Source organism: Streptomyces sp. WI03-4A, from assembly GCF_033792105.1.
GTDB lineage: Bacteria > Actinomycetota > Actinomycetes > Streptomycetales > Streptomycetaceae > Streptomyces > Streptomyces collinus_A.
Window position 1 is genome coordinate 22436 of sequence record NZ_JARAUO010000019.1, and the last position, 25988, is coordinate 48423.

Here is a 25988-nt window from a genome sequence, read left to right on the forward strand (position 1 = left end):
TGGCTCATGGCCGGTCCTGTTCGGCGGCGTCCCCGTGCCAGGTGCGCCACAGGCCCGCGTACGCCCCGCCCGCCGCCACCAGTTCGTCGTGCGTGCCCAGTTCCGTCAGCCGGCCGTCCTCCATCACCGCCACGCGGTCCGCGTCGTGGGCCGTGTGCAGGCGGTGGGCGATGGCGATCACCGTGCGGCCCTGGAGGACCGCCGCGAGGGCGCGCTCGGTGTGGCGGGCGGTGGCGGGGTCCAACAGGGCGGTGGCCTCGTCCAGGACGAGGGTGTGCGGATCGGCCAGCACCACGCGGGCCAGGGCCAGTTGCTGGGCCTGGGAGCCGTCGGTGGGGTGGCCGCCGGGGCCGAGCGGGGTGTCGAGGGCGGCCGGCAGGGCACGGACCCAGTCGTCCGCGCCGACCGCGGCCAGCGCCGCCCACAGCCCCTCGTCGGTCGCGGCGGGCTCGGCGATCAGCAGGTTGTCGCGGACCGTGCCGAGGAAGACGTGGTGTTCCTGGGTGACCAGGACGACCTGGCGGCGCAGCAGTTCGGGCTCCAGCGCGGCGACCGGTACGCCGCCGACCGTCACCGTGCCCGCACCGGGGGTGTCGATGCCCGCCAGCAGCCGGCTCAGGGTCGTCTTCCCGGCGCCCGACGGACCGACCACGGCCAGGCGCTCGCCCGGCCGTACGGTCAGGTCCACCCCGCGCAGCACCTCGCCGCCGCGCTCGTAGGCGTAGCGCACCCCGCGCACGTCGATCCGGTCGCCGGCCGGCTTCGGACCGCCCTCGGCCCGCGCCCTGGGCGCCCGGGCCAGTCCCTCGACCCGGGCGAACGAGGCACCACTGCTCTGCAGTTGCTCCACCCGCATCAGGATCTGGTCCAGCGGCTCGGTGAGCTGCCGCAGGTACAGCGCCGCGGCCACCACCGCTCCGAGACCCACCGCGCCGCGCGCGTGCAGCCACCCGCCGACCAGCAGCACACCCGCCACCGGCACGGTGTACGTGATCTCCACGGCGGGGAAGAACACGGTCCGCAGCCACAGGGTGTGGAAGCGGGCCCGGCGGGACTTCTCCAGCGCCTCCCGGCTCGCCGAGATCCGCCGTCCGCGCAGCCGGAACGTCTCGACCGTGCGCGCCCCGGCCGCCGTCGCCGCCACGATCTCGGCGACCTCCGAGGTGGCCGCGCCCTCGGCGAGATAGCCGTCCCGGGCCCGGCGCAGGTACCAGCGCAGCGCCAGCCAGATCGGCGTGAGGCCCACCACCCCGAACAGGCCGAGCAGCGGATCGAGCGCGAAGACCGCGCCGAGCACGAACAACGCCTGCACCGTGCAGACCAGCAGCTCCGGGCCGACGTCGCGCAACGTGGTACCCACGGTGGCGACATCGGCCGTGCCGCGCGCGGTCAGGTCGCCGGTGCCGGCCCGCTCCACCGTCGAAGCGGGCAGCGTCAGCACCCGGTCGACGTACTCCTCGCGCACCCGGGCCAGCGTCCGCTCCCCGAACCGGTGCCCGACGTACCTGGCCCAGCGGGCCAGCAGCAGCTGGGCCAGCGCGCAGAGCAGGATCCACAGCGCCAGCCGGTCCACCGCCTCGACCCCGCGCCCCGCCCGCACCTCGTCGATGATCCGGCCGACCAGCCACGGGCCGACCAGACCCGCCCCGGCCGCCAGCGCGTTCAGCCCGAGCGCGGCGGCGAACGCCCGCCCGTCGGCACGGACCAGCCGCGCGGTCGCGCGCCGTACCCCGGCCCGGTCCGCCACCGGCAGCAGCGTCGCGTCCGTCGTCACCGTACGGCCTCCTCGGCATCCGCGGCGCTCCCGCGGTTCTCGGCGTCTGTGTCTCCATCGGGCCGGGCCTCCGCGGCGTCCTCCGTGTCCCGCGCCACCAGGTCCCGGTAGGCCGGTTCGCGGGACAGCAGCCGCCGGTGCGGGCCGCTCGCCGTCACCTTGCCGTCGGCCAGGAACAGCACCGTGTCCGCGTGGTCGAGCACCAGCGGCGAGGTGCTCACCACCAGCGTCGTCCGGCCCTGCCGCGCCGCCCGCAGCCGCTGTGCGACCGTCGCCTCGGTGTGCGCGTCCAGCGCCGAGGTCGGCTCCACCGCGAGCAGCACCTCCGGGTCCGCGAGCAGCGCCCGCACCAGCCGGACGCGCTGCCGCTGCCCGCCGGAGAGGCTGCGGCCCTGCCCGGCCACCACCGAGTCGAGACCGTCCGGCAGCCCGCGTACGACGTCCTCGGCGGCGGCCGCGTACACCGCCCGGCGCAGCGCCGCTTCGCCGGGCGTACGGTCCGCGGCCACGACCTCCCGCAGCGGCCCGGCGAACAGGTCGGCCTCGTTGTCCGCGACCAGGATCCGGGTGCGCACCTCGGCCAGCGGGACCGCGTCGAGCCGGACCCCGCCCCAGACGGCCTCGGTGGCCCCGTACCGCCCCAGGCGGTCGACCACGGCGGCGGCCTCGGCGGGCCGGGCGGCGGCCAGCGCGACCAGCCGGCCCGGCGCCAGCCGGACCCCGGAGGCCGGGTCGCTCAGCTCGGCCGGCCCGTCCGGCGCGGCCAGTGTGCCCTCGTCCGGCTCCGGCTCGAGGCGCAGCAGCCCCACCACCCGGCGGGCGGCCACCACACCGCGGTTCAGCTCGTAGGCGAGCTGCACGACGAACGCCACCGGCCCGATCAGCACCGCCACATAGCCGTACACCGACACCAGTTCACCCACGCTGATGTCGCCCCGCGCCGCCAGCCGGGCCGCCAGCCAGGTCACCACGGCCAGGAACAGCGTGGGCAGCCCCACCCCGAGCGCCTGCACCCAGCTCGCCACCGCGCCCACCCGGTAGCCCTGCGCCCGCAGCCGCTGCGAGTCGCCGCGGAAGGCGTCGGCGAACAGGCCCTTGCCGCCGAGCCCGTTGAGCACGCGCAGCCCGCCCGCCAGGTCGCCGATACGGGCCGCCAGCACGCCCTGCCGCTCCCGGTACTCGCTCTCGGCACCCTGCAGGCGCAGCGTCAGCGGCCCGGTGAGCAGCGCGATCACCGGCACCCCGAGCAGCACCACGGCGGCGAGCCGCACGGAGATGTCCAGCAGCAGCCCGGCCACCACCAGGTACACCGCGACCGCGCCGACCCCGGGCCCGACCACGGTCAGCGCCTGCGAGAGGGTCGCCACGTCGCCGACACCGATCGTGACGACCTCCCCGGCCCCGGCCCGCCGGGACAGCGCGGCGCCCAGCCGGGCCGCGTGCGCCACGACCAGCTTCACCGTGCGGAAGTTGGCGTCCATGCGCACCCGGGTCATCGTGCGGTGCCGCAGGATGCTCAGCCACGCGGTGACGACCCCGACCACGAACATCGTCGCCGTCCACCCGGCCAGGACGCCCGTCCGCCCCGGCACCAGCCCGTCGTCCACCGCCCGGGCCATCAGGTACGGCTGGGTGGCCATCAGCACCAGCCACACGCTGCCCAGCAGCGCGCCGGCCAGCGACCGCAGCGGCTGGCGCAGCACCAGCCACCACAGGTAGTGCCAGCCGCCCCGGGTGTCCGGTGTGCCCGGGTCCTCGTACGCGTCGATCACCGTCGTCCCCCCCGTCCGAACAGGCCCTGGGCCGTGTCCACAAAGTGCCGCCTGCCCCACGCCCTCCGGGCGGACGACGGGACTTTGCGGACCCGACCTAGGCCAGACTGTCCCGCCACGCCCGGTGCAGGTCGGCGAACCGCCCGGTGCCCGCGATCAGTTCCGCCGGGTGCCCGTCCTCCACGATCCGGCCGTGCTCCATGACCAGCACCCGGTCGGCGATCTCCACGGTGGACAGCCGGTGCGCGATCACCACGGCGGTACGACCCCGCAGCACCGTCGACATCGCCCGCTGCACGGCCCGCTCGCCGGGGATGTCCAGGGAACTGGTCGCCTCGTCCAGGATGAGCACCGCCGGGTCCGCCAGCAACGCGCGTGCGAACGCTACCAGTTGGCGCTGACCTGCGGAGATGCGCCCTCCGCGTTTGCGTACGTCGGTGTCGTAACCGTCGGGCAGCGCGCTGATGAACTCGTGCGCGCCGATCGCCTTCGCGGCCCGCTCGATCTCCTCGCGGGTGGCGTCGGGACGGCCGATCGCGATGTTGTCGGCGACCGTGCCCGAGAACAGGAACGCCTCCTGGGTCACCATGACCACCCCGCGCCGCAGTTCGGGCAGCGCCAGCTCGCGCAGGTCCACGCCGTCCAGCAGCACCCGCCCGTCGGAGGGGTCGTAGAACCGGGCCAGCAGCTTGGCCAGGGTCGACTTGCCCGCGCCCGTGGAGCCGACCACGGCGACGGTCTGCCCGGCCGGGAGCGTCAGGTCGAAGCGGGGCAGCACCTCGCCACCGGTGCGGTAGGCGAAGCGGACCCCGTCGAAGACGACCTCACGGCCCGGGAACTCACCCGCCGGCGGCGGGAGCTCGCGGGGCGCCGCCGGTTCCGGCACGGACGGCGTCTGCGCCAGCAGGCCGGCGATCTTCTCCAGGGACGCGGCCGCCGACTGGTAGGAGTTCAGGAACATGCCCAGCCGGTCGATCGGGTCGTACAGGCGGCGCAGGTACAGCACCGCGGCCGCCAGCACACCGAGGGCGAGCGAGCCGGAGGCCACCCGGTAGGCGCCCCACAGCACGATCCCCGCGACCGCCGTGTTGGCCACCAGACGGGACCCGACCACGTACCGCGCCATCTCCAGCAGCGCGTCCCCGTTGATCCGTTCGTGCCGCTGGTTGAGCACCGCGAACTCGGCGTCGTTCGCCGCCTCCCGGCGGAACGCGCGCACCGGCCGGATGCCGTTCATCGTCTCGACGAACTTCACGATCACCGAGGCGATCGCCGTGGACCGCGCGGTGTACACCCGGCCCGCGCGCCGCCGGTACACCCGCACGAGCTGGTACAGCGGCACGAAGGAGGCCACCGCCACCGCGCCCAGGCCGAGATCCAGCCACAGCAGCAGGGCCGAGATGTAGACGAAGGACAGCACGACGGTCACCAGCTCCTGCAGCCCCTCCTCCAGCAGTTCGCGCAGCGACTCGACGTCGGTGGTGGAGCGGGAGATCAGCCGGCCCGAGGTGTAGCGCTCGTGGAAGTCGACGCTCAGGGCCTGCGCGTGCCGGAAGATCCGGCCGCGCAGGTCGAGCAGCACGTCCTGGCTCACCCGGGCGGACGCCTCGACGAACCAGAACTGCAGCACACCGGAGAGCAGCGCGCAGACCAGGTAGCCGGCGGCGACCGCGATCAGCGGCCCGTGGTCGTGGTGCCGCAGCGCGGGTACGGCGCTGTCGAGGGCGTAGGCCACCAGCAGCGGACCCGCCTGCACCGCCGCCTGCTGGAACAGCAGCAGGAGCGCGGTGAGGACGACCCGGGTCTTCATGGGCGCGAGCAGCGAGCGCAGCAGGGCCGCGGTGGCGCCGGGCGGGGTGGGCAGGACGTCGTGGTCGAAGGGGTCGCCGGCCTCCTGGGGGCGGGGGACCTCGTCGTCGTCCGTGGCCGGGGCGGCGGTCGTGGTGGTGGTCATCGCTCGTCCTCGGGGTCGCCGTGGTCGTCGTCGAAGGGGTCGCCGGGGGTGCCCGGTTCACCGTCGTCGCCGGACATCAGGTGCGCGTACTCGGCGTTGCTGCGCAGCAGTTCGTGGTGGGTGCCGACGGCGGCGATCCGGCCGCCGGAGAGCAGGGCGACCCGGTCGGCGAGCAGCACCGTGGACGGGCGGTGGGCGACGATCAGTGCCGTGGTGTCCGTGAGGACCCGGCGCAGCGCGGCCTCCACGGCGGCCTCCGTGTGCACGTCCAGGGCGGAGAGCGGGTCGTCCAGCACGAGGAACTCCGGCCGGCCGACGACCGCGCGGGCCAGTGCGAGGCGCTGGCGCTGGCCGCCGGACAGGCTCAGGCCCTGCTCGCCGACCTGGGTGCCGGTGCCCTGTGGCAGCGCGTGCGCGAAGTCGGCCTGGGCGACGGCCAGGGCCCGGTCGAGGTCCGCCTCCCCGGCGTCGTCCGCCGCCCCCATGAGCACGTTCTCGCCGACGCTGGCCGAGAACAGGGTGGGTTCCTCGAAGGCGACGGCGACCTTGGCGCGAAGCCGTTCCCGGCTCATCGCGGTGATGTCCACCCCGTCCAGGGTGATGCGCCCCGAGGTGACCTCGTGCAGCCGGGGGACCAGGGCGGTGAGGGTCGTCTTGCCGCTGCCGGTGGCGCCGACGAGGGCCATGGACTCGCCGGGGCGGATGTGCAGGTCGACGTGGTCGAGAAGGGGCTGTGAACCGGCCGGGGCGTCGGGATAGCGGAACCGGACGTCCTCGAAGCGCAGTCCGCGCGCCCCCTCGGCGCCGGTGTCCGGCGCGGTGCCGCCGGCGTCCTCCGGCTCCTCGTCCACCACCTCGAAGTACCGTTCGGTGGCCGTGGCCGCCTCCTGGCTCATCGCGAGCAGGAAGCCGATCGAGTCGACGGGCCAGCGCAGGGCGAGTGCCGTGCTCAGGAAGGCGACCAGGGTGCCCGCCGACAGGTCCCCGTCGGCCACCCGCAGCGCGCCCAGGACCAGGGCCGCGCCGATCGCCACCTCGGGGAGCGTCACGATGACGCCGAGGATGGTCGCCAGCAGCCGGGCCTTGCGCAGTTCCGTGCCGCGCAGCGCGCCGGACAGCTTCCGGAACGCGCGGGCCTGGGCGCGGTGCCGGCCGAAGCCCTTGACGATACGGATGCCGAGCACGCTCTCCTCGACCACCGTGGTCAGGTCCCCGACCTGGTCCTGCGCGCGCCGCGCCACCTCGGCGTAGCGCCGCTCGAAGACCACGCAGGTCCACAGCACCGGGACGGCGGGCCCGAGGATCACCAGCCCGAGGACCCAGTCCTGCAACAGCATGATCACCACGCCGACGAGGATCGTCACCGCGTTGACCAGCAGGAAGGTCAGCGGGAAGGCGAGGAACATGCGCACCAGCATCAGGTCGGTGGTGCCCCGGGAGAGCAACTGGCCGGACGCCCACCGGTCGTGGAAGGCCACCGGGAGCCGCTGCAGCCTGCGGTAGAGCCCCGCCCGCATCTCCGCCTCGACGTGCGACAGGGGCCGGGCCACCAGCCACCGCCGTATGCCGAACAGCACCGCCTCGGCGACACCGAGCAGCAGCAGGTACAGCGCCCCGAGCCAGACCCCGGCCGGGTCCCGGTCGGCCACCGGCCCGTCCACCATCCACTTCAGGACGAGCGGGATCACCAGTCCGGTACAGGAAGCGACGACCGCGACGAACGCGGCGGTGAACAGGCGGGCCCGCACGGGGCGGACATACGGCCACAGCCGCAGCAGGGCGCGTACGGCGGAGCGGTCCTCGGTGGTTGCACGTGTCGTGGGCATCATCGCGAGCCTACGGATCCGCACCGACATCGCCCACTGAGTTTTGGCCGGACCGGGGTCGGTCGCTGGTCCTACGACCAGCGCGTTCGGTGCGCCGTACGGGTGACTAGCGGGGGCGGTGATTGCCCGGACCGCCGGTGATCGCCAGCATGAGCGCGTGGTTCTGGTCCCGGCATGGGTGTGGTGGCAGGGCCCGGTGCGCGGAGGGCTGTGCGTCGGCCTGGCCGCCGGTGTCCTCTTCGCCGCCTTCGTCGCCGTCGAGTCCGGCGCGTGGCCGGCCGCCGCCGTCGTCCTGCTGGTGCTCGGTCCGCTGTACGGCGTCCGGGCGGCGCGCCGGATGGACCGGACGTGGCCCGGCGGCGCCGCTCTCGCGCCCGCGGACCGGGCACGGGTGGTGCGGGCCACGCGCCGGGGCGAGTCCGTCGGCGACGCCCGGCTGGCGCCGGCGGTCCTGGAGTACGCCGGCGCGCTGCGTGTCCTGCGGGAGGAGGACCGCATGCGGTGGTGGCTGAAGGCGCTCCTGGCCGCCGTGGCACTGGCTCTCGCGCTCTACGACACCGTCGCCGGCCCGGCCCGCCAGGCCCTGGTGTCCTGGCTCGTGGTCGCCCTGGTGGCCCTGGAGCTGACCTGGTCACCCGTCAGGAAGAACCGCCTGCTGGCCCGGGTGGCACGAGCGGAGGAAGCGGCCCGCGCGCTGCCGCACGGGAGAGGGCCGCACGGGAACGCTCCGCGCGGGGACGGCCCGGACGCGCAGGTCGGGTGAGCCCGGGTGCCGTCCGCCCGGCCCGGCCGCCACGGCACCCGGACCGCCGCTACGGCACCCCGAGTTCGAACAGTGCGTACCCCGCGTACGAGCCGGAGGCCAGGGCGGCGATGCCGAGCACCGGGTACAGCGTGCGCGGGCCGAGCCGGCGCAGGGCGACGGCCAGGGGCAGGAACAGCGGGAAACAGGGGAGCAGGTAGCGCGAGACGTTGGCGAAGATCTGCTGGCTGCCGAGGACCAGGACGAGCGTCAGCACCGTGTGGACGACCAGCACCGGCGGCGGGCGCAGTCGCAGCAAAGGGGGGAGGAGGGCGAACGCCAGCAGGACCACGCCGACGCCGATGACGTCCGCGAAGGGGAACGCCGACAGGTAGGTGAAGTGGCCCACGGGCACCGAGGTCAGCACGTCGAGGGTCTGGCTGCCGTAGTCGAACCGGTGCGCCCACGCGCCCGACTGGAGCGTGAAGTACCCGCTCGGGTCGCCCATCCGGTTCCCCACCCAGCCCAGGTAGCCGAGCAGGCCCAGCGGGGCCAGGCCCAGGGCGAGCAGCGGGCGCAGGACGCCGTCGCGCCGGTCGCGCACCGCGCACAGCGCGGCCACGCCGAGCGCGGCGATCAGGGCGGCGGCCGTCGGGCGGTTGAGACCGGCGGCGAAGGTGAGCACCCCGGCGGTGAGCCAGCGGCGGGTCATGACGGCGTGGCAGGCCCAGGCGGCCAGGGCGACGTAGAGGGAGTCGGAGTAGACCGCCCACTCCACCCCGGAGCCGGGCCACACCGCCCACAGCCCGGCCGCGGCGAGCCCGGCGCGCCGGCCGCCGAACCGCTCGGCGACGTGGTGGATCCCGAGGGCGGCGGTGAAGGAGGCGACGACGGAGACCAGCATCCCGGCCCCGTAAGGGCCGAGGCCGGTGACCGCGGACGTCATCCGCATCAGTGCCGGGTAGAGCGGGAAGAAGGCCGCGGAGTTGCCCTCCAGCGTGATCAGGCCGGTGGCGCCGGGGAGGTGGACGAGCTTCGGGTCGTAGCCGTGCAGCGCGATCTGCTGGTACCACCAGCCGTCCCAGGTGGCGAGCACGTCCCACGCGTGCGCACCGCCGCCGAAGCGGGGGTGCCTGGTGCGGAAGTCCCCGGCCGAGTCCAGCAGGTACATGAAGGAGCAGAAGCCGACGAGCTTCAGGACGCCGAAGAGGGCGAGGACCGGGCCGTGTTGGCGGACGGCGGCGCGCAGCCGCTCCCGGGTGCGCAGGGCGTGGTCACGGGCACGGGCCGCCGCCGGGGGGCGGTCGACGACGGCGCTCACGGGGCGACCGGCCGGGTGCGGCGGCGGGCGGCCTCCCGGTACATCCGGGCGATCCCGCGCAGGTCGGCCAGCGCGGTGGCGAGGAGGTCGACCCGGCTGTCGGGGTCGTCCACCCAGTCCACGGGCACCTCGTGGATGCGCAGCCCCGCCCGCTCGGCGCGCACCAGCAACTCGGTGTCGAAGAACCACTCCCCGTCCCGCACCAGCGGCAGCAGCCGCTCGGCGACGTCGCGCCGCACCGCCTTGAACCCGCACTGGGCGTCGGAGAAGCCGACGGCGAGCGTGCAGCGCAGCAGGGTGTTGTAGCAGCGGGAGATGATCTCCCGCTTCGGGCCGCGCACCACCCGGGCGCCGGGCGCGAGCCGGGTGCCGATGGCCAGGTCGGAGTGGCCCGATATGAGCGGCGCGACCAGCGGCAGCAGGGCCGTGAGCCCGGTGGACAGGTCCACGTCGGTGTACGCCAGCACGGGCGCCCGCGAGCCCGACCAGGCGGCGCGCAGGGCCCGCCCGCGCCCCTTCTCGGGCAGCCGGATCCAGGCCACCTCGGTCAGTTCGTCCGCGAGGCGGGCGGCGATGTACGGGGTGCGGTCGGTGCTGGCGTTGTCGGCGACCGTGATCCGGAACGGGTAGGGGAAGGTGTCCCGCAGGTGCGCGTGCAGCCGCCGGACGTTCGGCTCCAGGTCCGTCTCCTCGTTGAACACCGGTACGGCCAGGTCCAGGACGGGCTCGTCCTGCCGGTTGGTCAGAGGGGCCCGTCGCGGCAGGTGCGGCCGGGCGGGTATCGCGCGACCCGGGAGGAGATTCATCACGTAAGTCCCTTGTGTTCTGGTTTTCGGGGCGCGCTCGGGGAACGCGGGGCGAAAGTGAGGCCGGGGAGGGGCCGGTGCGCTAGTGGTCCGGCCCGGCCGTGCCGGACGCGGCGTACGACGGATCGGCGGAGGAGGTCTCCGGCTCCGTGGCGGGTGGCGGCGCGGTGAGCGTGTTCCGCGCGGTGGCGGTCGTGGTGGTGGTCGCCGTGGCGGTGCCCGTGGGCGGGGCGCCGGTGGTCGGGCCGGAACCGCCCTGTGTGGCCGGGGGCAGGGAGGTCTCCGTGGCCCCGCCCGGGTCCGGCGACCGGGTCGGGGACGAACTGGGCGGCAGGCTCGGCGAGTCCTGCGGCGAGGGTGTCCCGGTCGGGCCCGGCACGGGGCTGACGGCGGGCCGCGGACGGGGCGCGCTCGGCTGGTCCGTGCCCGGCGCGTGCGGCCACAGGAGCAGCCCGAGGCCGAGCCCGGCGACCGCGAGGACCGACCCGGCCGCCCGGCGCGCGGTCCGCACCCGGCGCCGCGTGCGGACGCCCGCCCGCAACCGGTCCCGGTGGGCCGTCCCGAACGCCTGGTGTTCCCGGGTGTCGTGCATCAGCCGCGTCAGCTGCCGCTCGAAGTGATCCATGGCTTCTTCCCTCACCCCACCGGCTCGATGACGTCGGCCAGCAGCCGGCGCAGCCGGGCCACGCCGCGCGCGGCGTGGGACCGGGCCGTGCCCACCGGGCAGCCCAGGGTCTGTGCGACCTGCCGGTCCGGCAGGTCCTGGTAGTAGCGCAGCACGACGGCGGCCCGCTGCTGGGGGGTCAACTGCGCGAGCGCCGCCTCCAGGCGGGAGCGTTCGGCGACGGTGGCGGACACGTCGCCGGCCGCCGCCACCTCGGGCAGCTCCTCGACGGGCCGCTCACCCCACCAGCGCCGGCGGGCCGAGCGGGCCGCGGCCCGGGCCAGCACCTTGCGCACGTACGCCTCCGGCGCCTCGTCGGCGACCTTCGGCCAGACGAACCACAGCTTGACCAAGGACTCCTGCAACAGGTCCTCGGCCCGATGCCGGTCCCCTCCGGTGAGCAGACGGGCCAGATGGAACAACACCGACCAGCGGGCCGCCACGAACGCGTCGTACTCACCGGCCCGAGCCTGCTCCATTCCACGGTCCCCTCGCCGGCTGTCTACACAAGGGGAAAGGCCCTGGACCCACGCCCGCGCTGCACCCCGCGGACGTGATCCCCGTCACGCTTCGCGCGACGCACGTCCGGTCAGGGCCGGTCGACCCGCAGCAGCAGCACGGACCGGGCCGGGACCAGGACCTCCGCGCCCGCCGGATGGACCGTGCCAGGTGCGGCGGTCTGGTCCTCGCGGGCGGTGTCGACCACCACCTCGTACGCCTCGGCCCAGGGTGCGCCCGGCAGGACGAAGCGCACCGGGCGGTCGCCCGCGTGCAGCACCGCGAGGAAGCTGTCGTCCAGGACCGGCGCGCCCCGCTCGTCCCGGCCCGGGATGTCCCGGCCCGACAGATACATGCCGAGCGTGGCGGCGGGCGCGTACCAGTCGCCCTCGGTCATCTCCTCGCCCCGGGAGGTGAACCAGGCCAGGTCGCGCAGTCCGTCGGCCGAGGCGGCGCGGCCGGAGAAGAAGGCGCGGCGGCGCAGTACCGGGTGCCGGTGGCGCAGGGCGATCAGCCGCGAGGTGAGGTCGAACAGCGGGCGCCAGTCGGGGTCGTCCAGCAGGGACCAGTCCAGCCAGCCGATCTCGTTGTCCTGGCAGTAGGCGTTGTTGTTGCCGCGCTGGGTGCGGCCGAGTTCGTCGCCGGCCACCAGCATGGGCACACCGGTGGACAGCAGCAGGGTCGTCAGCAGGTTCCTGAGCTGCCTGCGCCGGGTGGCCCGCACCCGCTCGTCGGCGCTCTCGCCCTCGGTGCCGCAGTTCCAGGAGCGGTTGTCGTCCGTTCCGTCCCGGTTGCTCTCGCCGTTGGCCTCGTTGTGCTTGCGCTCGTACGACACCAGGTCGCGCAGGGTGAAACCGTCGTGCGCGGTGACGAAGTTGACCGAGGCGTAGGGGCGCCGGCCGCCCCAGGCGTACAGGTCGCTGGAGCCGGACAGGCGGTAGCCCATCTCCCGCACGTCGGGCAGCGCGTGGCGCCAGAAGTCCCGCACGGTGTCACGGTAGCGGTCGTTCCACTCCGTCCACAGCGGAGGGAAGGCGCCCACCTGGTAGCCGCCCGAGCCGATGTCCCACGGCTCGGCGATCAGCTTCACCCGGCGCAGCACCGGGTCCTGGGCGATGACCGCGAGGAAGGGGGAGAGCATGTCCACGTCGTGCATCGAGCGGGCCAGCGCGGCCGCCAGGTCGAAGCGGAAGCCGTCCACCCCCATCTCGGTCACCCAGTAGCGCAGCGAGTCCGTGATCAGCCGCAGCACCTGGGGCTGGACGACGTGCAGGGTGTTGCCGCAGCCGGTGTAGTCCGCGTACCGCCGGGCGTCGCCCTGGAGGCGGTAGTAGCCGCGGTTGTCGATGCCCTTCAGGGAGAGTGTGGGCCCCAGCTCGCCCGCCTCGGCGGTGTGGTTGTAGACCACGTCGAGGATGACCTCGATGCCGGCCGCGTGCAGCGCGCGGACCATCCGCTTGAATTCGCCGACCTGGCCGCCCGCCGTCCCCGAGGCGGCGTAGGCCGCGTGCGGGGCGAAGTAGCCGATGGAGTTGTAGCCCCAGTAGTTCCTCAGGCCCCGGCGCAGCAGGTGGTCCTCGTGCGCGAACTGGTGCACGGGCAGCAGCTCCACGGCCGTGACACCCAGCTTCACCAGGTGCTCGACGGCGGCCGGGTGCGCCAGCCCCGCGTACGTGCCGCGCAGCTCAGGCGGGATGCCGCGGTGCAGCTTGGTGAAGCCCCGCACGTGCAGCTCGTAGATCACCGAGTCGGCCCACGGCGTCTTGGGGCGGCGGTCGTCCTCCCAGTCGTCGTCATCGTCGACGACGACGCCCTTGGGGACGTGGGGTGCCGAGTCCCGGTCGTCGCGCACGGTGTCGGCGACGTGCTGCTCGGGCCAGTCCCGGACGTGCCCGTACACCTCGGGCGGCAGCCGGAACTCGCCGTCCACCGCGCGGGCGTACGGGTCGAGCAGCAGCTTGGCCGGGTTCCAGCGGGCGCCGGTCCACGGGTCCCAGCGGCCGTCCACCCGGTAGCCGTAGCGCTGCCCGGGCATCACGCCCGGTACGAAGCCGTGCCAGATCTCGTGCGTCAGTTCGGTCAGCGGAGCCTGGGTCTCCCGGCCCCGCTCGTCGAACAGGCACAGCCGGACCCCCTCCGCACCGGCCGCCCACAGCGCGAAGTTGGTGCCCGCGACCCCGTCCGGGCCCACCCGGAAGCGGGCCCCCAGCGGTGTCGGCGTCCCCGGCCACACGGGCGGGGACGGCGGCGTGGCACGGCGGGCGCCGCTCACCACGGCGGCCGGCTGCCCGTTCCCGGCGGCCCGCCCCTCGGCCAGTGCCCGCTGCTCGGCTGCGCTCGTCACCTGTGGCCCCTCTTCTCAGTGGCTCGCCCCGGCGGCTGCGACGCGGGCTTCGGGTGGGTCACCACGGGTGGGGAGGCTCCCCTCCGTGTCGTTCTCCCCACTGTTCTGCCCAGCGCGGGCGTCGCACTCACGTTTCCCCGGAGCGGGCACCGTCGTTGAGTCCCACGTGAGGCACGTACAAGGACACGCACGGCGCGCGTGCGCCGCGCTGGCAGCGGCACTGACATGGGCGGGACTGCTGGCCGGGTGCACCCCGGGCGGTTCCGGCGGACTGGGCCTGGACGGGGCCCTCGGCAAACCTCCGTCCCCCGAGGACGTCATCCGGGTCACCCCGGACGACGGGGGCAGGGACATCCGTCCGGGTGAGCGGCTGCGGGTGCGGGTGCCCGACGGACGCCTGGAGAAGGTGAGCGTCGTCAGGTCCCAGGACGCCCAGGACACCCCGGTGCCCGGGCGCATCAGCGCCGACGGGCTGACCTGGCGGCCGGACGACGGCCGGCTGGCGCTGGCCGCCAAGTACACCGTCGACGCGGTCGCGCTGGACGCCCACGGGCGCCGCTCGGCCCGGCACACCACCTTCACCACCTACGTCCCCGAGGAGCGGTTCATCGGCTACGTCACCCCGGAGAACCGGTCCACCGTCGGCACCGGGATGATCGTCTCCCTGGCCTTCAGCCGGGACATCGTGAACCGTGCCGCCGTCGAACGCGCGGTGCGGGTCACCGCGAACCCGCCGGTGGAGATCCGCCCGCACTGGTTCGGCAAGAACCGTCTGGACTTCCGCCCCGAGCGCTACTGGAAGCCCGGCACCGAGGTCACCGTCGGCCTCGGCCTCAGGGACGTCGAGGGCGCGCCCGGCGTCTACGGCCTCCAGGCCAAGACGTTCTCCTTCACCGTCGGCCGCAGCCAGACCTCCCTGGTCGACGCGGCCCAGCACATGATGGAGGTGCGGCGCGACGGCCGGCTGCTGGCCACCGTGCCGATCACCGCGGGCGCCCCCAAGAGCCCCACCTACAACGGCAAGATGGTGGTGATGGAGATGCTCGAGGTGACCCGTATGAACAGCCGCACGGTCGGCTTCGGCGGCGAGTACGACATCCCCGACGTCCCGCACGCCATGAAGCTCACCGACTCCGGCACCTTCCTGCACGGCAACTACTGGTCGCCCGACTCCCCGGGGCACGTCAACGTCAGCCACGGCTGTGTGGGTCTCATGGACGTGAAGGGCGGCAGTTCGGACACCCCGGCGGGCTGGTTCTTCGACCGCAGCCTGATCGGGGACGTCGTCGAGGTCGTCAACAGCAAGGACAAACAGGTCTCTCCCGACAATGGCCTCGGGGGCTGGAACATGGCATGGAACGAGTGGAAAGCGGGCAGTGCCGTCAAGTGACCCGGTGTGCGCCGTGGTTGCGGGCGCCGGTGACGGTCGAAGTTGCGACGGAACGGTGACATTCACCTGACACCTCGCTCAAATCCCTGCGGTTAACATGCGCACACCAAATGTGGTGGGGAGCGGGCCTGACCTGGCCCGGCGAGGGGAGAACGAGTGAACGTGCGGCCTATATCGGGGGCGGCGCCGGCGGGGAGCCGGAGGACGGGCCGCAAAGGGGCGGCGCTCATAGCCGGCGCCCTGCTGCTGTCGCTCACCGCCTGCGGCGGGGGCGGCGACTCCGGAGCCGGGTCCGGTTCCGGGGGCGGGAAGGACAAGGGCACCGGCACGCAGCAGGGCAAGCAGTCCACGGCCGCCGTCAGCATCCTGCCCAAGTCCGGCGCCACGGGCGTCGACACCAGCGGCGCCCTGAAGGTGAGCGTCGCCCAGGGCAAGCTGACCCAGGTCACCGTCAAGAACGCCAAGGGCGCCGAGGTCGACGGCAGCATCACCGGCGGCGGCGCCTCCTGGACGCCGTCGACCCACCTGGCCGGCGGCACCAAGTACACGGTGCACGCGGTCGCCAAGGACTCCGAGGGCCGCGAGGCCGCCGAGGACTCCACCTTCACGACCCTCACCCCGAAGAACACCTTCGTCGGCTACTTCACCCCCGAGGACGGCTCCACCGTCGGGGTGGGCATGCCGTTCTCCGTCCGCTTCACCCGGGGCATCACCAGCCCGGCGGCCGTCGAGAAGGCCATCCGCGTCAAGACCGAGCCGGCCGTCGACGTCGAGGGCCACTGGTTCGGCAACGACCGTCTGGACTTCCGCCCCGAGAAGTACTGGAAGGAAGGCACGAAGGTCACCGTCGACCTCGACCTGGACGGCGTCGAGGGCCGTGACGGCGTCTACGGCAAGCAGCACAAGACCATCAGGTTCACCATCGGCCGCGACCAGGTATCCATCGTGGACGCCAAGAAGCACACGATGAAGGTCACCCAGGACGGCAAGGTCGTCAAGACCATCCCGGTCACGACCGGCAAGCCCGGCTACGACACCTGGAACGGCCAGATGGTCATGAGCGAGAAGCTCGCCGTGACCCGTATGAACGGCGAGACCGTCGGCTACGGCGGCGAGTACGACATCAAGGACGTGCCGCACGCCATCCGCCTGACCGACTCCGGCACCTTCATCCACGGCAACTACTGGGGCGGCGGCGCCTTCGGCAACTACAACGCCAGCCACGGCTGTGTCGGCCTGCGCGACGTCCGCGGCGGCTACGACAAGAAGGTCCCGGCGGCCTGGTTCTTCAACCACTCCATGATCGGTGACGTGGTGGTCGTCAAGCACTCCCACGACCGCACCGTGGACCCGGCCAACGGCCTCAACGGCTGGAACATGTCCTGGGCCGACTGGAAGAAGTAGGTCCCGCGCGCGTTCCCCGCGCCCCTCAGGGGCGCGGGGAACTGCGCGGGCAGCCCGGGAGGTCCGCGGGTGACGACGTACCGGTGCTGCCCCCGATGTGAACGCCCGCTAACCTGCGGAGCATGACCGTCACTCTCGAAGTCGCCGCAGGCGTCGGAACGCTGCGCCTGGACCGTCCGCCGATGAACGCGCTGGACGTGGCCACGCAGGACCGGCTGAAGGAACTCGCCGAGGAGGCCACGCGCCGCGAGGACGTGCGCGCCGTGGTGATCTACGGCGGGGAGCGGGTGTTCGCGGCGGGCGCGGACATCAAGGAGATGCAGGCCATGGACCACACCGCGATGGTCCTGCGCGCCCGCGCCCTGCAGGACTCCTTCACCGCCGTCGCCCGCATCCCCAAGCCCGTCGTCGCCGCCGTCACCGGGTACGCGCTCGGCGGCGGCTGCGAGCTGGCCCTGTGCGCCGACTTCCGCATCGCCGCCGAGAACGCCAAGCTGGGTCAGCCCGAGATCCTGCTCGGGCTGATCCCGGGCGCCGGCGGCACCCAGCGGCTGTCCCGGCTGGTCGGCCCCTCCAAGGCCAAGGACCTCATCTTCACCGGCCGTCAGGTCAAGGCCGACGAGGCGCTCGCGATCGGCCTGGTGGACCGGGTCGTCCCGGCCGCCGAGGTGTACGAGCAGGCGCACGCCTGGGCCGCGAAGCTCGCTCACGGACCGGCGATCGCGCTGCGCGCGGCGAAGGAGTCCATCGACACCGGCCTGGAGACCGACATCGACACCGGTCTCGCCGTCGAGCGGAACTGGTTCGCGGGCCTGTTCGCCACCGAGGACCGCGAGCGGGGCATGCGCAGCTTCGTGGAGGAGGGCCCGGGCAAGGCCAAGTTCCTCTGAACCCACCGGGAAATCTCCCCCGGACTCCTTGCAATTGACGAGTCGTCTGATCCGGGTCCCTCGATGGGGCGGTTTATGGGAGCCTTAACGCACCCTTAAGCCTGCTTCGTCGAGGGAGCCTGTCGATTGCCCGAAAGTGAGCCGTCGCCGCAGGTCAGCCCGGCTGTCGTCCACCCCGGCATGCCATCGGCATATGCCGATCGACCGGATTGTGACACAGGCGCACAGGGGGCGTATTCCTCCGGAACGGCCACGGAGGCGGCTCCGGACGGCCATCATGGGGGCATGGCGGGGCTGGAGGGCATCGAACAGCCGCGGGGACACAGCCGTGCGGCCGCGGCGCGCTGGTCGCCCGCGGTCGAGGACGAACGAGCGCTCAAGGCACTCGAACTGTTCGGCAACCCGACGGAGGCCGAGGTCCCGCTGCCGTCCCGCCCCGAATCCGCGGCGACCGCGCGCCGGCTTGCCCAGGTCGTCGTCCTGCGCCAGTGGGGGCTGAGCCCCAAGATGACCGAGGACGCGGTCCTGCTCGTCTCCGAACTCGTCGGCAACGCGGTACGGCACACCGGGGCCCGGGTGTTCGGCCTCCGCATGCGCCGCCGCCGCGGCTGGATCCGCGTCGAGGTCCGTGACCCCTCCCGCGGACTGCCGTGCCTGATGCCGGTTCAGGAGATGGACGTGAGCGGGCGCGGCCTGTTCCTGGTGGACAAGCTGTCCGACCGCTGGGGCGTCGACCTCTTACCGCGCGGCAAGACCACCTGGTTCGAGATGCGGGTGGGCGACCGCTAGGCCGCCACACGGGCGCCGGCGCGCATGCCGGGGCCGGTTCCGCCACCGCGACCCGCAAATATCCCCAGAACGGGGCAATCGGCGGTTTTCTTACCTGACGCCCCTTAAATGGTGCGGGTGACCACGACCAACCGACGCGGAGTGCTGCGCACGGGTGCCGGGCTCGTCGCCGGGGGCGCGCTCGCCGCCGGATGCGGAAGCGGCCAGGACACCCCGCCCGCCGCCGAGACGTCCGCGTCCGCCCCGACCAACGACGCCTCCGGCCGGCCCGCGGCCACCGCCCGGACCGCGCGCACCGCCCACACCGCCCCCGCACCCCGCGCCTACGCCGGGCAGCCCGCCCAGATCACCCACGGCCCGCGCACCCACCCCCGGGTCGCCCTCACCTTCCACGGCCAGGGCGACCCCCATCTCGCCGAGTCCCTGCTCAGCACGGCCGAACAGCGCGGCGCCCGGCTCACCGTGCTCGCCGTCGGCACCTGGCTGGACGAACACCCCTCCCTCGCCCGCCGCATCCTCGACGGCGGCCACGACCTCGGCAACCACACCCAGCGGCACGTCGCCGTCAACGCCATGGCCGAGGCCGACGCCCGCCGGGAGATCACCGACTGCGCCGAACGCCTGAAGCGGCTCACCGGATCCATCGGCACCTGGTTCCGGCCCTCCCGCTCCCCGACCGCCTCCCCGCTGGTCGCCGGGCTCGCCCGGGCCGCGGGCTACCCGCACGTGCTCTCCTACGACGTCGACTCGCTCGACTACACCCGTCCCGGCGCCGGCGCCATCACCCGCAAGGTCCTGGCCGACGTGCGCGCGGGGTCGGTGGTGAGCCTGCACTTCGGCTACCCGGACACGGTCGCCGCCCTCCCCGCCGTACTCCACGAACTCGACCGGCGCCGGCTGCGCGCGGTCACCACCACGGAGCTGCTGAGCTGATGCAACCCACACGAGCCGCCCGCCTCCTGGCCGCCGGAGCCGCCCTGACCGCCCTGACGCTGCTCTCCGCGTGCGGAGGCGGCACCCAGCACCGCGAGGACGAGGCCCTCGCCAGCAAACCGCCGGTCCAGCCGCAGCTGAGGAAGCAGCAGGTGGACGTGTTGCCCGGGATGCCTCCGGTGCAGGACGCGACCGACCTCTACGCCGCGGACCGCCCGAACCGGCTCTCGCCCGTCGTCAAGGACTTCCCCTCCCGGGTCTACGTACCCAACACCAACTCGAACACCGTCACCGTCATCGACCCGGCGACCTACCGGGTACTGGAGACCATCCCGGTCGGCCATCAGCCTCAGCACGTGGTGCCGTCCTGGGACCTGAAGACCCTCTGGGTCAACAACGACCTCGGCAACAGCCTCACCCCCATCGACCCGCGCACCGGGAAGGCAGGCAAGCCGGTCGACGTGCACGACCCGTACAACCTGTACTTCACACCCGACGGCAGGTACGCCGTCGTCATGGCCTCCAAGGACCGCCAGCTCGTCTTCCGTGACGCGCACACCATGAAGATCGCCAAGACCGTGCCCGTGAGCTGCTCCGGCGTCAACCACGCCGACTTCTCCATCGACGGCAAGTACTTCGTCGTCTCCTGCGAGTTCAGCGGCGAACTGCTCAAGGTCGACACCGCACGGATGGAGGTCGTCGCCCAGCAGAAGCTGCCGTACCGGGGCGCCATGCCCCAGGACGTCAAGATCTCCCCGGACGGCAAGCTGTTCTACATCGCCGACATGATGGCCGACGGCGTGTGGATCCTGAACGGGGACACCTTCGACCAGCCGAAGCTGCTCCGGACCGGCAAGGGCGCCCACGGGCTGTACGTCAGCCGGGACTCCCGGGAGATGTACATCTCCAACCGGGGCGAGGGCACCATCTCCCTGTTCGACTTCACCCAGAACCGGCTCACCAAGAAGTGGCGGCTGCCCGGCGGCGGCAGCCCGGACATGGGCGGCGTCTCGGCCGACGGCAAGGTGCTGTGGCTCTCCGGCCGCTACAACTCCGAGGTGTACGCCATCGACACCCGCACCGGCACCGAACTGGCCCGCATCAAGGTCGGCAGCGGCCCGCACGGCCTCGCCGTCTACCCGCAGCCGGGCCGCTACTCACTCGGTCACACCGGCGTCTTCCGCTGAACCCCCGCCGGCCGGCACCCGGCCGAGCAGCAGCGCCTCCGCGCCCACCGCGCGGTAACCCGCCGCCTGGAACGCCCGCATGCTGCGGGCGTTCCCCGGCGACACCTGCGCCCACACCGGCTCCGCCGCGAGCTGCCGGGCCGCCGTCACCAGCGCCCGGCCCAGCCCCCGGAGCCGGGCGCCGTCGTCCACCTCGACGGACACCTCGAGCCGGCCACCGACCCCGCGGCCCATGACCAGCACCCCGCCGTCCGCCGTCCACGCCCGCACCGCGTCCCGCCGCCGGCGGGCGTAGCGGACCCGGGGATGCCCGGCGTCCTCGATCTCCCGCAGCGCGAGCGCCGGCCGGCCCGGCAGGGGCGTGCCGACCAGCAGTGCGTCGACGGTCTCGGCTCCGCGCCCGGTACGGGCCATGAGGGAGGCGAGGAAGACGGGGTTCATCGGCGCGGCGAGCGGGTCGCAGTCCACGGCGGCCAGGGCGCCGCGCACCCAGCGCGGGTCCTCGTCCGTGAAGACCACGGAGTGCCCGGTGAACGCGATCACCCCCGCGTCCCGCGGGCAGTCCTGCGGCACGACCGCCGTCCGGCCGTCCGCCGGCGGGAAGACGCCCCGCGCCGCCGCGTCGAGTACGTCCCGCAAGGTCTCCACCACCGCGCTCCTCCGCTCGTGCCGGTCCGCACCGGCCTCTGCCGGCCGTCACCGGCAGCCGTGGGCCGGCGGCCCCAGACTCGCAGACGTGATCGACGACGGCACCCGACTTCCCCTCGTCCGGGTGGCCGCGGTACGGGACGTGCGCGGGGGCCGTTAATCTGACCAGCGTCAGTACGCCAGCACGGCATGAGCAACACGAACAAAAAGGGGCGGATCGGTGGCGGACATCGAGGAAGCACGCAAGCAGTTCCAGCGGATCGACGCGGACGGTGACGGGTTCATCACCGCCGCCGAGTTCAAGTCCGCGCTGGCCCAGCAAGGTGACTGGAACGTCACCGACACGGTGGCGGAGGCCATCATCAGGACCCGCGACCTCAACGGCGACAAGGTGCTGTCGTTCGACGAGTTCTGGGCCTACCTGGACAAGTGACCGTCAGGCGGGGGTGCCGTCCCGTACGGAGGGCACCCCTGACCCGGCCGTCCCCTAGGACGCGGCCCAGGCGCGCAGCGCGGCCTTGGAGGAGAACGCGGCCACGTCCTTGTCGTGCGGCTCGCTGCTGTACTGGTGGAAGCGCCACGCGGCCTTGATCCGGGGCTTGCCCGCCGTCACGTAGTCGGCGATCCACAGGCCGTCGCCGGCGTACGAGGTGACGTCCACGTTCAGCCAGTAGTCCCGGTTGGTGTACAGCAGGACCTTGTTGTGCGGCCGCAGTTCCCGCACCCTGCGGATGAACAGGTCCTTCTCCGCGTTGCTCGCGTGCGTGCCGTCGCCGGTGGTCTCCCAGTCGACGGCGAGCAGGTCGCCCCCCTTCTCCGGGGCGTGCGAGACGAAGTACTCGGCCTGGGCGCCGATGTGACCCGGCCACAGGAAGTGGTAGAAGCCGACGACCAGTCCCGCGTCGCGGCCCCTCTTGGCCTGCGCGGAGAGTCTCGGGTTGACGTACGAACGCCCCTCCGTCGCCTTGATGAAGACGAAGGAGAGGCCGTCCGTGTCGTACGACGAGGACTGGTACGCGCTGACGTCGATGCCGTGGAGCATGGGGGGACTCCCTGAGTGCCGGTGGGGAGACAGGAGTTGACTGATATATGCCCACCCTGGCGCGGGCGATCCGCCCGCGTGTCCGGATTCCTCAGCCCCGGTCCGTCACCGCGCCCAGCACCGACGCCGGCTTGGCCGACCAGTCCGAGGTGATCAGGCTGGCGTGGTCCGTGGCCAGCAGCGCCAGCCGGGCGGCGACCTCGGCGTCCGTGGGGTTCGTGGAGGAGATCGCCGGGGAGACGCCGTCGGCGCCGGTGGCGATCAGGATGTAGTGGTTCGCCGAGTAGAACGACGTGTCGTACCCGTTGTTCACGTACGCCGCCGCGTCACCGTCGAAGAAGACGAACCAGGGGCGGATCGAGGCGTCGTAACGGCTGGTGCGCGGGTCCCCGTTCGCGGCGCCGAGCACCGCCGGGAAGGCCTGCGCCCGGCCGATGTTCCCGGCCGCGTACAGGTCGCGCAGGTGCTCGCCGTACTCCTTGTCCGTCCAGTAGTGGTCGAACGGGTTGGACTGCTCGACCGTGCCCGGGATCAGCTCGAAGAGGAACTTGCCCCGCAGGGAGTCGCGGGCCGGCCAGGCGTCGGCCTTGGCCGCCGCGTCCAGGGAGGAGTAGGTCCCGCCGAGCAGGTCGGCCGGCTTGAACACGCTGTCACCGAGTTTCTGCGAGACCAGCGTGTCGAAGGCGGCCGGGCCGAGGCCGGCGTTGTTGTTGAACCCCACCTTCATCTCGACCTTGAACACGATCGGCGGGTGGTCGGGGTGGAGCTGGTTCCAGGCCGCGATGTTGTCCAGACAGCTGCCGAGGTCCTGGTTGCGGCTCTTGCTGTACAGGTCGCCCGGCGTCTTGGCGGCCTCGCAGTTGTTGTCGTTGCCGAGCGGGTTGCTGTGGCTCACCCGCCACCGGTGGGTGAGGCTGTCGACGTACACGTCCAGTTCGAGCAGCGAGGCGCCGGAGTCCAGCGCCTGCGCGAAGTACGGGTACTTCGCCTTGTCGTACGCGTTGTGCGTCCCGATCGCCGTCGTCTGGGAGAACTTCGGCGACGCCGCCTGAGCGTGCCCCGGCACCGCCACCGCCACCACGGCCACACCCACCAGCGCCACCAGCCGTCTCACCGCACGCATGACTCAACTCCCCTATGTCGTCACGGACTTGGCCGCAGACTAGGGGTAGTTGATTACTGCTCGGTAGCCCTTGGAAGGACAGAGAGGGACGAGACCGGTCGCCCCCCGGCGCCGGGCGTCAGCACTCGATGATGTTCACCGCGAGCCCGCCGCGGGCCGTCTCCTTGTACTTGACGGACATGTCGGCGCCGGTGTCCTTCATGGTCTTGATGACCTTGTCCAGGGACACCTTGTGGGAGCCGTCGCCGCGCATCGCCATCTTCGCCGCGGTGACCGCCTTCACCGCGGCCATGCCGTTGCGCTCGATGCAGGGGATCTGGACCAGGCCGCCGACCGGGTCGCAGGTCAGGCCGAGGTTGTGCTCCATGCCGATCTCGGCCGCGTTCTCCACCTGCTCGGGGGAGCCGCCGAGCACCTCGGCCAGGGCGCCGGCGGCCATGGAGCAGGCCGAGCCGACCTCGCCCTGGCAGCCGACCTCGGCACCGGAGATGGAGGCGTTCTCCTTGAAGAGCATGCCGATGGCACCGGCCGCGAGGAGGAAGCGGACCACGCCGTCCTCGTCGGCGCCGGGCACGAAGTTGATGTAGTAGTGCAGGACGGCGGGGATGATGCCCGCGGCGCCGTTCGTGGGGGCGGTCACCACCCGGCCGCCGGCCGCGTTCTCCTCGTTCACCGCCATCGCGTAGAGCGTGATCCACTCCATGGCGTGGGCCAGCGCGTCGCCCTCGGCGCGCAGCTGGCGGGCCGAGACGGCCGCGCGGCGGCGCACCTTCAGGCCGCCGGGCAGGATGCCCTCACGGGACATGCCCCGCTGGACGCACTCGCGCATGACCCGCCAGATCTCCAGCAGACCCGCGCGTATCTCGTCCTCCGTGCGCCAGGCCCGCTCGTTCTCCAGCATCAGGGAGGAGATGGACAGGCCCGTCTCCTTCGTCAGGCGCAGCAGCTCGTCACCGGTACGGAACGGGTACTTCAGCACCGTGTCGTCCAGCACGATGCGGTCCGCGCCGACCGCGTCCTCGTCCACGACGAAACCGCCGCCGACCGAGTAGTACGTCTTGGTGAGCAGCTCGGCGCCCGAGGCGTCGAAGGCCCAGATCGTCATGCCGTTGGCGTGGTACGGGAGCGCCTTGCGGCGGTGCAGCACCAGGTCGTCGTCGAAGGAGAACGCGATCTCGTGCTCGCCGAGGACCGAGAGCCGGCCCGACGCCTGGATGGCCGCCACCCGGTCGTCGGCGCTCTCCACGTCCACCGTGCGCGGCGATGCGCCCTCCAGGCCGAGCAGCACCGCCTTCGGGGTGCCGTGGCCGTGGCCGGTCGCGCCGAGCGAGCCGTACAGCTCGCAGCGCAGGGAGGCGACGGAACCGAGCAGGTCCTCGTTGCGCAGGCGACGGGCGAACATACGCGCCGCGCGCATCGGACCGACCGTGTGCGAACTCGACGGGCCGATGCCGATCGAGAACAGGTCGAAGACCGAGATGGCCACGGGGACTCCTCAAGAACGGGGGTGGTGCGAAAAAGGGGCGGTGCGGGGGTGGGCACCTGCCCGGTACCGCGCACACCTTCCCTTTCCAGTGTGCGGGGTACCGGGCGTTACGGACCTACTTGTTCAGACCCGGGTACAGCGGGTGCTTGCCGGCGAGCGCCTCGACGCGCGCCTTGAGCGCCTCGACCTCGGCGCCCTCGAAGGGGGACGGCGCCTTCAGCGTCTCGGCGATCACGTCCGCGACCTCGGCGAAGTCCTCGGCCGAGAAGCCGCGGGTGGCCAGGGCGGGCGTACCGATCCGCAGACCCGAGGTGACCATCGGGGGGCGCGGGTCGTTCGGGACCGCGTTGCGGTTGACCGTGATACCGACCTCGTGCAGCCGGTCCTCGGCCTGCTGGCCGTCCAGCTCCGACTCGCGCAGGTCCACCAGGATCAGGTGCACGTCGGTGCCGCCGGACAGCACGTTCACACCGGCCTCGCGCGCGTCGGCCGCCGTCAGCCGCTCGGCGAGGATGCGCGCACCCTCCACCGTACGGCGCTGGCGCTCCTTGAAGTCCTCCGAGGCGGCGACCTTGAAGGAGACGGCCTTGGCCGCGATCACATGCTCCAGCGGACCGCCCTGGAAGCCCGGGAAGACCGAGGAGTTCAGCTTCTTCGCGAAGTCCTTCTTCGCCAGGATGATGCCGCCGCGCGGCCCGCCCAGGGTCTTGTGCGTCGTGGAGGTGACCACGTCCGCGTACGGCACCGGGTTCGGGTGCAGACCGGCGGCGACCAGGCCGGCGAAGTGGGCCATGTCGACCCACAGGAACGCCTCGACCTCGTCGGCGATCCGGCGGAACTCGGCGAAGTCGAGCTGCCGGGGGTACGCCGACCAGCCCGCGATGATCACCTTGGGGCGGTGCTCCTTGGCGAGCCGCTCGACCTCGGCCATGTCGACCAGGCCGGCGTCGTCCACGTGGTAGGCGACCACGTCGAACTGCTTGCCGGAGAAGTTCAGGCGCATGCCGTGGGTCAGGTGGCCGCCGTGCGCCAGGTCCAGGCCGAGGATGGTGTCCCCGGGCTGGGCCAGCGCGAACAGGGCCGCCTGGTTGGCGGAGGCGCCGGAGTGGGGCTGCACGTTGGCGTACTCGGCGCCGAACAGCTCCTTGATCCGGTCGATGGCGATCTGCTCGGCGACGTCGACGTGCTCGCAGCCGCCGTAGTAGCGGCGGCCCGGGTAGCCCTCGGCGTACTTGTTGGTGAGGACCGAACCCTGGGCCTCCATCACCGCGAGCGGCGCGAAGTTCTCGGAGGCGATCATCTCCAGGGTCGACTGCTGGCGGTGCAGCTCGGCGTCGACCGCGGCGGCGATCTCCGGGTCCAGCTCGTGCAGGGACGTGTTCAGGACGGTCATAC

Annotated in this window: 21 protein-coding genes and 1 pseudogene; 8 read left to right on the plus strand and 14 right to left on the minus strand. The window is 72.9% G+C overall.

The features are described 5' to 3' along the window. Window positions 1-4 precede the first annotated feature (4 nt). From PV343_RS20180 to PV343_RS20195, 4 genes are all read right to left on the minus strand, one after another. Window positions 5-1774, minus strand: coding sequence for an ABC transporter ATP-binding protein (locus tag PV343_RS20180; RefSeq protein ID WP_319148358.1), 1770 nt, complete (start codon window positions 1772-1774; stop codon window positions 5-7). Beyond that, the gene (locus tag PV343_RS20185) at window positions 1771-3546 is read right to left on the minus strand and encodes an ABC transporter ATP-binding protein (protein WP_319148359.1); all 1776 of its coding nucleotides are present in this window, start codon (window positions 3544-3546) and stop codon (window positions 1771-1773) included. Before PV343_RS20185 ends, PV343_RS20180 begins: the two co-directional genes overlap by 4 nt. A gap of 97 nt (window positions 3547-3643) precedes the next feature. After that, on the minus strand, window positions 3644-5500 hold the full coding sequence (locus PV343_RS20190; RefSeq protein WP_319148360.1) for an ABC transporter ATP-binding protein: 1857 nt from the start codon (window positions 5498-5500) through the stop codon (window positions 3644-3646). Beyond that, a complete protein-coding gene (locus tag PV343_RS20195; protein ID WP_319148361.1) occupies window positions 5497-7326 on the minus strand; it encodes an ABC transporter ATP-binding protein in 1830 nt (609 codons plus the stop codon). The genes PV343_RS20190 and PV343_RS20195 overlap by 4 nt, the downstream gene beginning before the upstream one ends. Before the next feature lie 157 nt (window positions 7327-7483). Between PV343_RS20195 and PV343_RS20200 the strand changes: the two genes are divergently transcribed. After that, a complete protein-coding gene (locus tag PV343_RS20200) occupies window positions 7484-8089 on the plus strand; it encodes a hypothetical protein (RefSeq protein WP_319148362.1) in 606 nt (201 codons plus the stop codon). Window positions 8090-8138: 49 nt separating this feature from the next. Here PV343_RS20200 and PV343_RS20205 read toward each other — a convergent pair whose 3' ends face one another. The 5 genes and pseudogenes from PV343_RS20205 to glgX all read right to left on the minus strand — a co-directional run bounded on the left by PV343_RS20205 (window position 8139) and on the right by glgX (window position 13701). After that, window positions 8139-9335 (minus strand): hypothetical protein, encoded by a 1197-nt coding sequence (locus PV343_RS20205; protein ID WP_319148445.1) that lies wholly within the window; start codon window positions 9333-9335, stop codon window positions 8139-8141. A gap of 77 nt (window positions 9336-9412) precedes the next feature. After that, a pseudogene (locus PV343_RS20210) lies at window positions 9413-10195 on the minus strand (dolichyl-phosphate beta-glucosyltransferase); the annotation flags it as partial. 82 nt (window positions 10196-10277) lie between these two features. Continuing rightward, window positions 10278-10820 (minus strand): hypothetical protein, encoded by a 543-nt coding sequence (locus tag PV343_RS20215; RefSeq protein WP_319148363.1) that lies wholly within the window; start codon window positions 10818-10820, stop codon window positions 10278-10280. An 11-nt stretch (window positions 10821-10831) separates the two neighbouring features. Further along, window positions 10832-11338, minus strand: a complete 507-nt coding sequence (locus tag PV343_RS20220; protein WP_319148364.1) for a SigE family RNA polymerase sigma factor — start codon at window positions 11336-11338, stop codon at window positions 10832-10834. A gap of 110 nt (window positions 11339-11448) precedes the next feature. Continuing rightward, window positions 11449-13701, minus strand: coding sequence for a glycogen debranching protein GlgX (glgX, locus tag PV343_RS20225; RefSeq protein ID WP_319148365.1), 2253 nt, complete (start codon window positions 13699-13701; stop codon window positions 11449-11451). Between the two features lie 166 nt (window positions 13702-13867). On the opposite strand from glgX, the gene PV343_RS20230 reads away from it, so the two are divergent. The 6 genes from PV343_RS20230 (at window position 13868) to PV343_RS20255 (ending at window position 20294) form a co-directional block, all read left to right on the plus strand. Then, window positions 13868-15091: a L,D-transpeptidase gene (locus tag PV343_RS20230; RefSeq protein WP_319148366.1), complete on the plus strand. Its 1224-nt coding sequence runs from the start codon at window positions 13868-13870 to the stop codon at window positions 15089-15091. Between the two features lie 156 nt (window positions 15092-15247). Continuing rightward, window positions 15248-16495, plus strand: coding sequence for a L,D-transpeptidase (locus PV343_RS20235; protein WP_319148368.1), 1248 nt, complete (start codon window positions 15248-15250; stop codon window positions 16493-16495). A 122-nt stretch (window positions 16496-16617) separates the two neighbouring features. Continuing rightward, on the plus strand, window positions 16618-17385 hold the full coding sequence (locus PV343_RS20240) for an enoyl-CoA hydratase/isomerase family protein (RefSeq protein WP_319148369.1): 768 nt from the start codon (window positions 16618-16620) through the stop codon (window positions 17383-17385). A 285-nt stretch (window positions 17386-17670) separates the two neighbouring features. Then, the gene (locus tag PV343_RS20245) at window positions 17671-18174 is read left to right on the plus strand and encodes an ATP-binding protein (RefSeq protein WP_319148370.1); all 504 of its coding nucleotides are present in this window, start codon (window positions 17671-17673) and stop codon (window positions 18172-18174) included. A gap of 108 nt (window positions 18175-18282) precedes the next feature. Next, window positions 18283-19107, plus strand: coding sequence for a polysaccharide deacetylase family protein (locus PV343_RS20250; protein WP_319148371.1), 825 nt, complete (start codon window positions 18283-18285; stop codon window positions 19105-19107). Next, window positions 19107-20294: a YncE family protein gene (locus PV343_RS20255; protein WP_319148372.1), complete on the plus strand. Its 1188-nt coding sequence runs from the start codon at window positions 19107-19109 to the stop codon at window positions 20292-20294. Before PV343_RS20250 ends, PV343_RS20255 begins: the two co-directional genes overlap by 1 nt. Here PV343_RS20255 and PV343_RS20260 read toward each other — a convergent pair. Next, entirely contained in the window at window positions 20265-20942 is a 678-nt protein-coding gene (locus PV343_RS20260; RefSeq protein ID WP_319148373.1) for a GNAT family N-acetyltransferase, read from the minus strand. The genes PV343_RS20255 and PV343_RS20260 overlap by 30 nt on opposite strands. A 220-nt stretch (window positions 20943-21162) precedes the next feature. Here PV343_RS20260 and PV343_RS20265 point away from each other — a divergent pair, with 220 nt between their 5' ends. Next, entirely contained in the window at window positions 21163-21375 is a 213-nt protein-coding gene (locus PV343_RS20265) for an EF-hand domain-containing protein (RefSeq protein ID WP_020942355.1), read from the plus strand. 54 nt (window positions 21376-21429) lie between these two features. Here PV343_RS20265 and PV343_RS20270 read toward each other — a convergent pair whose 3' ends face one another. From PV343_RS20270 to glyA, 4 genes are all read right to left on the minus strand, one after another. Then, a complete protein-coding gene (locus PV343_RS20270; RefSeq protein ID WP_319148374.1) occupies window positions 21430-21984 on the minus strand; it encodes a glycoside hydrolase family 25 protein in 555 nt (184 codons plus the stop codon). Window positions 21985-22075: 91 nt separating this feature from the next. Next, entirely contained in the window at window positions 22076-23107 is a 1032-nt protein-coding gene (locus tag PV343_RS20275; protein ID WP_319148375.1) for a phosphatidylinositol-specific phospholipase C domain-containing protein, read from the minus strand. A 118-nt stretch (window positions 23108-23225) separates the two neighbouring features. Continuing rightward, window positions 23226-24593, minus strand: a complete 1368-nt coding sequence (locus tag PV343_RS20280) for an L-serine ammonia-lyase (RefSeq protein WP_319148376.1) — start codon at window positions 24591-24593, stop codon at window positions 23226-23228. Window positions 24594-24708: 115 nt separating this feature from the next. Next, the gene (gene glyA / locus PV343_RS20285) at window positions 24709-25986 is read right to left on the minus strand and encodes a serine hydroxymethyltransferase (RefSeq protein WP_319148377.1); all 1278 of its coding nucleotides are present in this window, start codon (window positions 25984-25986) and stop codon (window positions 24709-24711) included. Between the last annotated feature and the right edge of the window lie 2 nt (window positions 25987-25988).

What these genes read in the sequence shown, in the direction of transcription:
- PV343_RS20190 (WP_319148360.1), bottom strand. Translation starts at nt 5,500, where the DNA reads ATGACCACCACCACGACCGCCGCCCCGGCCACGGACGACGACGAGGTC.
- PV343_RS20195 (WP_319148361.1), bottom strand. Translation starts at nt 7,326, where the DNA reads ATGCCCACGACACGTGCAACCACCGAGGACCGCTCCGCCGTACGCGCC.
- PV343_RS20215 (WP_319148363.1), bottom strand. Translation starts at nt 10,820, where the DNA reads ATGGATCACTTCGAGCGGCAGCTGACGCGGCTGATGCACGACACCCGG.
- PV343_RS20220 (WP_319148364.1), bottom strand. Translation starts at nt 11,338, where the DNA reads ATGGAGCAGGCTCGGGCCGGTGAGTACGACGCGTTCGTGGCGGCCCGC.
- PV343_RS20240 (WP_319148369.1), top strand. Translation starts at nt 16,618, where the DNA reads ATGACCGTCACTCTCGAAGTCGCCGCAGGCGTCGGAACGCTGCGCCTG.
- PV343_RS20245 (WP_319148370.1), top strand. Translation starts at nt 17,671, where the DNA reads ATGGCGGGGCTGGAGGGCATCGAACAGCCGCGGGGACACAGCCGTGCG.
- PV343_RS20250 (WP_319148371.1), top strand. Translation starts at nt 18,283, where the DNA reads ATGGTGCGGGTGACCACGACCAACCGACGCGGAGTGCTGCGCACGGGT.
- PV343_RS20255 (WP_319148372.1), top strand. Translation starts at nt 19,107, where the DNA reads ATGCAACCCACACGAGCCGCCCGCCTCCTGGCCGCCGGAGCCGCCCTG.
- PV343_RS20270 (WP_319148374.1), bottom strand. Translation starts at nt 21,984, where the DNA reads ATGCTCCACGGCATCGACGTCAGCGCGTACCAGTCCTCGTCGTACGAC.
- PV343_RS20275 (WP_319148375.1), bottom strand. Translation starts at nt 23,107, where the DNA reads ATGCGTGCGGTGAGACGGCTGGTGGCGCTGGTGGGTGTGGCCGTGGTG.
- glyA (WP_319148377.1), bottom strand. Translation starts at nt 25,986, where the DNA reads ATGACCGTCCTGAACACGTCCCTGCACGAGCTGGACCCGGAGATCGCC.